Origin of the sequence: Pseudomonas sp. TYF_14 (assembly GCF_043105275.1) — a bacterium.
In the GTDB taxonomy this organism is placed as follows: Bacteria; Pseudomonadota; Gammaproteobacteria; order Pseudomonadales; family Pseudomonadaceae; genus Aquipseudomonas; species Aquipseudomonas alloputida.
The window spans coordinates 1-831 of sequence record NZ_JBICLK010000010.1 but is presented as its reverse complement, the minus strand read 5'-3'; the positions used below and the strand labels follow the sequence as shown (position 1 = coordinate 831).

The following is an 831-nucleotide window of genomic DNA, read 5'->3' as shown; positions in this document are numbered from 1 at the left end:
GTCGCCTTCGTTGCCTGGGGTGCCCGGCTCGTCGGTGACCGACGTGCTGACCGGGGTCTTGTCCAGCGTCAGTTGCTCGAACTTGCCAACATCCGCACCGCCAACGGTAGCGATCGACATCACGACAGGGTCGTTGGTGCCGACGTAGACGTTATCCGGGGCAGTGACGGTAGCAGTGCCCACGGTGCCGTTGGCCGGCACGGTGATGACGGTTTTGCCGTCGCTCAGCGTGAAGGTCAATGCACCGTGGTTATTGATCGGCAGACCATCTTTGTTGGTCAGGGTGATGGTGTAGGTGATCTCACCACCTTCGGTCACCGAAGGCGTCGCGGTCAGCTTGGCCACCACTTCGTCGGTGGTGTCGGTCACTTGAACCGAAGCGTTGCCGCCCAGTTGCAGGTTCTCGAAGGTGCGACCGTCTACATCCACAGCAGACGTGATGCCCAGGCTGATCTGGCCAGCGTCGTTGTAGACGTCATCGCCTTGCGCAGCGTGGGTGTATGGCGCGCTGGTTTCGCCGGCCTTGATGGTGACCTGGGCGTTGTTGCTCAGGGTCACGACCAGGTCGTGGGCCAGCGGCTGGTTGACGTGCACGGTGAAGGTCGGCTTGACGTTCTCGGCCACCGAAGTCTGGTCGGCGGTGATGGTGACCTTGACCAGGTCGCCTTCGTTGCCTGGGGTACCCGGCTCGTCGGTGACCGACGTGCTGACCGGGGTTTTGTCGAGTGTCAGTTGCTCGAACTTACCGACGTCCGCACCTCCAACGGTTGCGATCGACATCACGACAGGGTCGTTGGTGCCGACGTAGACGTTGTCCGGGGCAGTGACGGT

Annotated in this window: 1 protein-coding gene; it reads right to left on the bottom strand. The window is 62.2% G+C overall.

Annotated features, from left to right (window positions below; genetic code table 11):
* The coding region (locus ACF8O8_RS03890) for an immunoglobulin-like domain-containing protein (RefSeq protein ID WP_392509275.1) at window positions 1-831 on the bottom strand (831 nt) is incomplete at both ends.